The sequence below is a fragment of the Bradyrhizobium sp. genome (assembly GCF_028868675.1).
Lineage (GTDB): Bacteria > Pseudomonadota > Alphaproteobacteria > Rhizobiales > Xanthobacteraceae > Bradyrhizobium.
In genome coordinates this window covers 1-6,950 of the sequence record NZ_JAGWUA010000231.1, presented here as the reverse complement: position 1 = coordinate 6,950, position 6,950 = coordinate 1, and the positions used below count along the sequence as shown (strand labels likewise).

Genomic DNA, 6,950 nt, shown 5'->3' with positions numbered 1-6,950 from the left:
AGCGCCTCGGTGCTGGCGATCTGCTCGGTCGATAGCTTGCTCTCGGCCGATCGGTCCTTGGCGATCAGGCCGGGCACGACGGCATTGACGGTGATGTCGTCTTTCGCGAGCTCGATCGCCGTGAGCCGCACCAGCGTTTCCAGCGCCGCACGGCTCGCCGCGGTCGCGGCGAACGGTGCGAAGCCGGGGCAGATGACATGGGCAACGAAGGAGGAGATCGCAATGATCCGCGCGTCGGTGCCGGCGCGCAGAAGGGGAAGCGCAGCCTCGACGAGGCGCGTGAAGGCGAGCGCTGATTCGTCCATCGCCTGGCGGAATTGGTCTGCAGACACGCCGATCGCATTGCCGCGGCGCGCGGAGCCGCCGACGCCAATCACGGCGTCCAGCCGTCCGAACGCGCGTTGCGCCGCTGAAACGGCCTCCGTTGCGGTTGCCGCCGCGGCGAGGTCGCCGAGGCTCATGGCAATCTCGGCGCCTTTCGCGCTTGCCTCCATTGCAGTCGCGGCAAGGCCGGCCTCGTTCTCACGCGTGTGCAGTAGCAGCCCGACGCCGGGCGCAGCGAGTAAGCTGGCCGTGGCGCGGCCGATGCCGCTGGCGGCGCCGGTGACGAGATAGGCGCGATTGACGTTGGCCATCACGGTCTCGCCTCGGCAGGCGGCAGAGCGCCGGTACGGTGGAAATGGCTGAGGAATGCGCGCGTCGCCGCTTCGCGCGGGTTGTCGATCACCTGCCGTGCCGGGCCCTCCTCGACGACGACGCCGTCGCGCATGAAGACCAGGCGGTCGGCAACCTCGCGCGCGAACGCGATCTCGTGAGTGACGATCACCATGGTCATGCCTTCCGAGGCCAGGCGCTGGATCACGCTGAGCACCTCGCCGACGAGCTCGGGATCGAGCGCCGAGGTCGCCTCGTCGAACAGCATCACGTCCGGCTCCATGGCGAGCGCGCGCGCGATCGCAACGCGCTGCTTCTGCCCGCCCGACAGCGTCGCCGGATATTGATCGGCCTTTTCCGCGAGCCCGACCTTGGCGAGCTGCGCGCGCGCCAGCGCCGCGGCATCGGCCCTGGTCATCCGGCGTACCGTGACGGGTCCCTCCATCACGTTCTGCAGCGCCGTCATGTGCGGAAACAGGTTGAAATGCTGGAACACCATGCCGGTGGTGGCGCGGAATTTGGCCAGCGTCTTCACGTCGGGCAGCTTCGCGCCTGTGCCGAACTCGAAACGCGTTTCGCCAACGCGCACACTGCCGCCGTCGGGCACGACCAAAAGATTGATGCAGCGAAGCAGCGTCGACTTGCCCGAGCCCGACGGCCCGATCAGGGCCACGACGCCGCCCCTGGCGACGTCGAGGCTGATGCTCTTCAGCACCTCGTTGCTGCCAAAGCTCTTGCGCAGCGAGCGGATCTCGATCTTGGCCATCTCGCTCATTCGCCGACCGCCAGGCGCTTTTCGCCCCGCCGGACGATGATGGTCAGGGGAATCAGGATGGCGGCATAGGCGAGCGCCACGGCCGTGTAGGTCTCGAGCGGGCGGTAGCTGTCATGGGCGGCGACCTGGCTCTGATAGACCAGATCGGGTACGGCGAGCACCGACACCAGAGAGGTATTCTTGAACTGGATGATGGACTGGTTCATCAGCGCCGGAATCATCCGCTTGATCGCCTGCGGCAGCACGATGCGGCGCATGGTCTGCCGCGGCGTCATGCCGAGCGCGGCGCCCGCCTCCGACTGGCCGCTGTCGATCGAGACGATGCCGCCGCGGATGATCTCCGAATAGAACGAGCCGCCATAGAGCGACAGCGCCAGCGCCGAGGCCGTGATCGGCGTCATCTCGACGCCGGCGAGGATCGGCAGCGCGTAATAGAACCAGATCAGCTGCACCAGGATCGGCGTGCAGCGGAACGCCTCGATGAAGGTCAGCGCGACGAGACGAAAGCTCGCAAAGCGCGACAGGGTGCCGAACGCGCCGAGCAGGCCGAACAGCAGCCCGCACACGACGATGACGATCGTGAAGCCGACGGTGACGCCGAGCCCATTGAGAAAGAGCCAGCGATAGCTCCAGAGGATGCCGAAGTCCCACTGATACATGCGCGCTCAACTCATCGTACGTGTGAGGCTCATCCGGCCGTGCCGTGTTCTCGCTGCACCTCTCCCGCTCGCGAGAGAGGGCGGCGCGCCCTGGCGCGCCGGGTGAGGGCTCCCTGCATCGAGGGAATCTTTCGGTGGAGACACCCTCTCCCCAACCCTCTTCCGCAAGCGGGAGAGGGTGCGCACCGGCTTCGTGGCCGAAGGTCGATCTCTCATCTCACCTTACAACGACACGCCCGGCGGAATATCCGCCTCCGTCACGCCCACCAGTTCCATGTTGGTGATGATGGCGCTGCGGATGAAGCCGAGGCCCTTGTTGAAGTCGATCCAGGTGTTGACGTAGTCGCGCCAGGTCTTGTCGTTCTCGCGCCGGAAGCCGGCGTTCGAGGTGGTGGCGAAGATCGGCGTCGGCAGCACGAACTGGCCGAGCGAGGGGTTCTTCTTCAGCACCGTCAGCGACAGCATGGTGATCAGGCACTGCGCGTCGACGCGGCCGGTCTGCAGCGCGGCGGTGGCGTCGTCGGCAGTCTTCAGCCGCGAGATTTGCGCCTTCGGCGTCAGGCGGCTCACGACCTGGTCATGCGAGGAGCCCTGGTCGACCGCGATCTTGATGTCGGGCGAATTGAGTTCGGCCCATGTCTTCGGCTTGAAATCCTTCCTGGCGAGGAAGCCGAAGGCATTGTTGAAGACGGGAATGGAAAAATCGACCACCAGGGCGCGCTTCGGGGTCGGGTTGAGTCCGAAGAAGATGTCGATCTTGTTGGACTGCAGATCGAGCACCGAGTTGCCCCAGGTGGTCTCGGTGATCTCGAGCTCCGCCTCCATGTCGTCGGCGAGCGCCTTGGCGATGTCGATGTAGAAGCCCTTCCACTGGCCGGAGGAGAGATCCTTCATGTAGTACGGCGCGCCGCCGCCCACGGCGCCGATCCGCATCTTCTTGGTGCGGCGGATTCGGGCAAAGGTGGATTCGTTGGGATCGGCTGCCGTCTGAGCCGCGGCCGGCGTCGCCGCGCCCGCGGTCATTGCAGCGCCGGCGGCGCCAAGCCCGATGATCGATGCGACATCACGACGTGTAACCATGTTGGGATCGCTTTTCTGGTTGTTGGAACGGTTGCTCTTGTGAAGTTCTCTTGGAAAGTTCTCTTGGGAAGTTCCGGCTGGGTTTTCTTACCAAGACGTTCCCGGCTGCGGAAGCGGAGTTGCCCGGGGGGTGGTTACGGACGGGTGCGGGTCCCCTGGAGAGCCCGCTTGCTTTCCGGCCCTTTTGGCCCCAAATAGGGACCGGGAGATTGGCGGTGGACGAGCCACTCGCCAACCGGGTCAGGTCCGGAAGGAAGCAGCCCTAACGAGGTCGGGTCGGGTCGCTCGTCAGTCTCCTACCTGTTTTTTCGAGCGAATTGCGCCCGGTGTTGGACGCCAGCGCACGCTCCGTTCCGCAAAAGCCGGCCGAGAGACATTTCATTGCGGATCGACCGATGACCGACGCTGGCGCTCCCCCTGATATGCCCGATAGCGAGAGCCAGGCTGGCTTCGATCTCGGCGCGGCGCCGGGCGCTGCCGCGCCCTATCGGGTGCTGGCGCGTAAATACCGCCCCTCCAGCTTCGAGGACCTGATCGGCCAGGACGCCGTGGTCCGGACCGTCTCCAATGCGTTCGAGACGGGGCGGATTCCGCAGGCCTGGATCCTGACCGGGGTGCGCGGGGTGGGCAAGACCACGACCGCCCGCATCCTCGCCCGCGCGCTGAACTACGAACTGCCGGACGGCTCGGTGAAGGGCCCGACCATCCACATGCCGACGCTGGGCGTGCATTGCCAGGCAATCATGGAAAGCCGGCACATGGACGTGCTGGAGATGGATGCGGCGTCCCACACCGGCGTCGACGACGTCCGCCAGATCAACGACAGCGTGCGCTATGCGCCCGCCAGCGCCCGCTACAAGGTCTACATCATCGACGAAGTCCACATGCTGTCGACCGCGGCCTTCAACGCCTTCCTGAAGACGCTGGAGGAACCGCCCGAGCACGCCAAGTTCGTGTTCGCGACCACCGAGATCCGGAAAGTTCCGGTCACGGTGCTGTCGCGCTGCCAGCGTTTCGACCTCCGCCGGGTCGAGGCCGACGTGCTGATGAAGCATCTCGCCAATATCGCGGCCAGGGAAAACGTCGAGATCGAGCCCGAAGCGCTCGGTATCATCGCCCGCGCCGCCGAGGGCTCGGTGCGCGATTCGCTGTCGCTCCTGGACCAGGCCATTGCGCATGCCGCGGGCAGCGTGAAGGCCGATGCCGTGCGCCAGATGCTGGGCCTTGCCGACCGCACCCGCGTCATCGATCTCTTCGATTCTCTGGTGCGCGGCGACATCGCCGCTGCCTTCAAGGAGTTCCGCGACCAGCACGACACCGGTGCCGATCCGATCGTCGTGCTGTCGGATATCGCCGAGTTCGTCAACTTCGTCACCCGCGTCAAGATCGTGCCGGCGACCGCCGACAACGTCTCCTATGGCGAGACCGAGCGTACGCGCGCGCGGGATTTCGCTTCGAAGCTCTCGATGCGCGTGCTGTCGCGGATGTGGCAGATGCTGCTCAAGGGCATCACTGAGGTTCAGGCCGCGACGCGGCCGGCCGCGGCCGCCGAGATGGTGCTGGTGCGCATCGCCTATGTCGCCGACCTGCCGACGCCGGACGAGGCGATCAGGATGCTGGAGCAGAGCGGCGGCGCCTCGCCGGTCGTGGGCGGCGCGAGCGCTGCGCGCGGTGCACCCGCCGCGCCGGTTGCCTCGGCCGCGCCGGTGCGCGCGCCGACGTCGCCATCGCCCGCGCCATTCGGCGGCGGTGCGGCGCGCCCGCAGATGGCGGCACCCACGCCGGCCGCGGAGCGGCAAGCTGCCGCGCCTGCGCTGCGCATCGCGAGCTTCCCGCAACTCGTCGCGCTCGCGGGCCAGAAGCGCGATCTGATGACCAAGGCGGCGCTCGAAGGCGACATGCGGCTGGTTCGTTTCGAGGACGGCCGGCTCGAGGTCGCGCTCGAGCCCAACGCGTCGAAGACGCTGATCACCGATCTCGCGCGCAAGCTCGAACTGTGGACCAACCGACGCTGGACCGTGGTGGTGTCCAACGAGCAGGGGCAGCCGACCTTGCGGTCACTGAACCAGGCAGCCAGGCAGGAGCATGCGCGCACTGCCGAGGGCGATCCGCGCGTGCAGGAGGTGCTGTCGCGTTTTCCCGGCGCCAAGGTCGTCGAGGTTCGCAAGCTTGCCCCCGAGACGCCCGATTCCGATATTAACGCCGACTATGGCAGCGACGACGTCGCGGACGGTTCCGACGGCGACGACTTCTAGCCAGAAGATGGGAAGCACCGATGGCTGATTTTCTCGGCATGATGAAGCAGGCGGCGCAACTGCAGTCCAAGATGCAAGCGATGCAGGAGGAGCTCGGCAACGTCGAGGTCGAGGGCATCTCCGGCGGGGGCCTGGTCGCGGTGCGCATGACCGCGAAGATGGAAGTGAAGGGCGTCAGGATCGACGCGTCGCTGATGAAGGAAGAGGAGCGCGAGGTGCTCGAGGACCTCCTGGTCACCGCGCACAACGACGCGCGCCGCAAGGCGGAAACCGCGATGCAGGAGAAGATGCAGGCCCTCACCGGCGGGCTCGGCCTGCCGCCGGGATTGCTCGGCTAGCGCATGGCAGCGGTTGCAGGTCCCGAGATCGAGCGGCTGATCCAGTTGCTGGCGCGGCTGCCGGGGCTGGGCCCGCGCTCGGCGCGGCGTGCGGCGCTGCATCTGATCAAGAAGCGCGAAGCGCTGATGATGCCGTTGACCTCGGCCCTGCAGGTCGCGCTCGACAAGGTCCAGGTGTGCAAGACCTGCGGCAACATCGATACGCAAAATCCGTGCACGGTGTGCACCGATCCGCGCCGCGATGGCGCGATCATCGTCGTGGTCGCCGACGTCGCCGATCTCTGGGCGCTGGAACGGGCGAACGCGACGCAGGGCCGTTATCATGTGCTCGGAGCGACGTTGTCGCCGCTCGACGGCGTCGGACCGCAGGATCTCACCATCGACGCCCTGGTGGCCCGCGCGCATGATCCCCAGGTGCACGAGATCATTCTGGCGCTGAACGCCACCGTCGACGGTCAGACCACGGCGCACTACATCACCGACCTCCTGCAGGACGCCAACGTCAAGGTCACGCGGCTCGCGCACGGCGTGCCGGTCGGCGGCGAGCTTGATTATCTCGACGAAGGTACGTTATCGGCTGCGATGCGGCAGCGGACCCTGTTCTAACCATTCCCGAAAGTCACGGAAACGACATGACGAAACGACGATTCGCCGAACGCCTTGTCTTGGTTGCGACGATGATGGTGCTGGTGACCCCGGCCGTGTGCGCGCAATCGGCGGATGCGCCGGCGAAGCCGGGCAAGCCGATCAACACCGGCGACGTGCTGTCCGGCGAGCTCAACGCGATGCGGGTGCGCGGCGGCAAGGGCGGAAGGAAGGTCGCAACCTACCAGATCACCAGCGAGCCGCGCCGCCTGCCGGCGCCGAACGGGCTTTGCAATCTCGAGACCGGACCGGAGACCTTCCAGCTCGTCACCAGCAGCGACGCGCAGGCCGCGCAGTTGAAGTCGCTTGCCGGCAAGCAGATCTCGGTGAAGGTCGACGAGGTCGCCTGCGCCAGCGATCCCGGCCAGATGAGCGAGGCCGTGGTCACCAAATGGAGCCTGGTGAAGAAGCAGTAGGGGCCTGCCGCATTCTCCGTCATTGCGAGTTCCGACCGGCCCGAGGGGCCGACCCGCCTTAGATGAAAATGGGTGAGCCACTCTGACTGAGTTTAGACCGGTACCCACCCACTTTCTTCCTAGGAGCG

At 66.4% G+C, this 6,950-nt stretch carries 8 protein-coding genes and 1 other RNA gene; 5 read left to right on the top strand and 4 right to left on the bottom strand.

Going from position 1 to position 6,950, the window contains the following annotated elements; translation table 11 throughout:
• From KGM94_RS22050 to KGM94_RS22035, 4 genes are all read right to left on the bottom strand, one after another.
• On the bottom strand, window positions 1-635 hold a 635-nt coding region (locus KGM94_RS22050), incomplete at its 3' end, for an SDR family oxidoreductase (protein WP_300264085.1).
• Entirely contained in the window at window positions 635-1,429 is a 795-nt protein-coding gene (locus KGM94_RS22045; RefSeq protein WP_300264083.1) for an amino acid ABC transporter ATP-binding protein, read from the bottom strand. The genes KGM94_RS22045 and KGM94_RS22050, both read right to left, overlap by 1 nt.
• The gene (locus KGM94_RS22040; RefSeq protein ID WP_300264081.1) at window positions 1,426-2,088 is read right to left on the bottom strand and encodes an amino acid ABC transporter permease; all 663 of its coding nucleotides are present in this window, start codon (window positions 2,086-2,088) and stop codon (window positions 1,426-1,428) included. Before KGM94_RS22040 ends, KGM94_RS22045 begins: the two co-directional genes overlap by 4 nt.
• 222 nt (window positions 2,089-2,310) lie before the next feature.
• Entirely contained in the window at window positions 2,311-3,168 is an 858-nt protein-coding gene (locus KGM94_RS22035) for a transporter substrate-binding domain-containing protein (protein WP_300264080.1), read from the bottom strand.
• 204 nt (window positions 3,169-3,372) lie between these two features.
• Between KGM94_RS22035 and ffs the strand changes: the two genes are divergently transcribed.
• The 5 genes from ffs to KGM94_RS22010 all read left to right on the top strand — a co-directional run bounded on the left by ffs (window position 3,373) and on the right by KGM94_RS22010 (window position 6,822).
• Window positions 3,373-3,468, top strand: an RNA gene (gene ffs / locus KGM94_RS22030) — signal recognition particle sRNA small type.
• A gap of 95 nt (window positions 3,469-3,563) precedes the next feature.
• Window positions 3,564-5,423, top strand: a complete 1,860-nt coding sequence (locus KGM94_RS22025; RefSeq protein ID WP_300264078.1) for a DNA polymerase III subunit gamma/tau — start codon at window positions 3,564-3,566, stop codon at window positions 5,421-5,423.
• 20 nt (window positions 5,424-5,443) lie between these two features.
• Window positions 5,444-5,761, top strand: coding sequence for a YbaB/EbfC family nucleoid-associated protein (locus KGM94_RS22020; RefSeq protein ID WP_300264076.1), 318 nt, complete (start codon window positions 5,444-5,446; stop codon window positions 5,759-5,761).
• A 3-nt stretch (window positions 5,762-5,764) separates the two neighbouring features.
• On the top strand, window positions 5,765-6,367 hold the full coding sequence (recR, locus tag KGM94_RS22015; RefSeq protein WP_300264074.1) for a recombination mediator RecR: 603 nt from the start codon (window positions 5,765-5,767) through the stop codon (window positions 6,365-6,367).
• A 26-nt stretch (window positions 6,368-6,393) separates the two neighbouring features.
• Entirely contained in the window at window positions 6,394-6,822 is a 429-nt protein-coding gene (locus tag KGM94_RS22010) for a hypothetical protein (RefSeq protein WP_300264072.1), read from the top strand.
• The last annotated feature ends 128 nt before the right edge of the window (window positions 6,823-6,950 follow it).

What these genes read in the sequence shown, in the direction of transcription:
- recR (WP_300264074.1), top strand. Translation starts at nt 5,765, where the DNA reads ATGGCAGCGGTTGCAGGTCCCGAGATCGAGCGGCTGATCCAGTTGCTG.
- KGM94_RS22035 (WP_300264080.1), bottom strand. Translation starts at nt 3,168, where the DNA reads ATGGTTACACGTCGTGATGTCGCATCGATCATCGGGCTTGGCGCCGCC.
- KGM94_RS22040 (WP_300264081.1), bottom strand. Translation starts at nt 2,088, where the DNA reads ATGTATCAGTGGGACTTCGGCATCCTCTGGAGCTATCGCTGGCTCTTT.
- KGM94_RS22010 (WP_300264072.1), top strand. Translation starts at nt 6,394, where the DNA reads ATGACGAAACGACGATTCGCCGAACGCCTTGTCTTGGTTGCGACGATG.
- KGM94_RS22045 (WP_300264083.1), bottom strand. Translation starts at nt 1,429, where the DNA reads ATGAGCGAGATGGCCAAGATCGAGATCCGCTCGCTGCGCAAGAGCTTT.
- KGM94_RS22020 (WP_300264076.1), top strand. Translation starts at nt 5,444, where the DNA reads ATGGCTGATTTTCTCGGCATGATGAAGCAGGCGGCGCAACTGCAGTCC.
- KGM94_RS22025 (WP_300264078.1), top strand. Translation starts at nt 3,564, where the DNA reads ATGACCGACGCTGGCGCTCCCCCTGATATGCCCGATAGCGAGAGCCAG.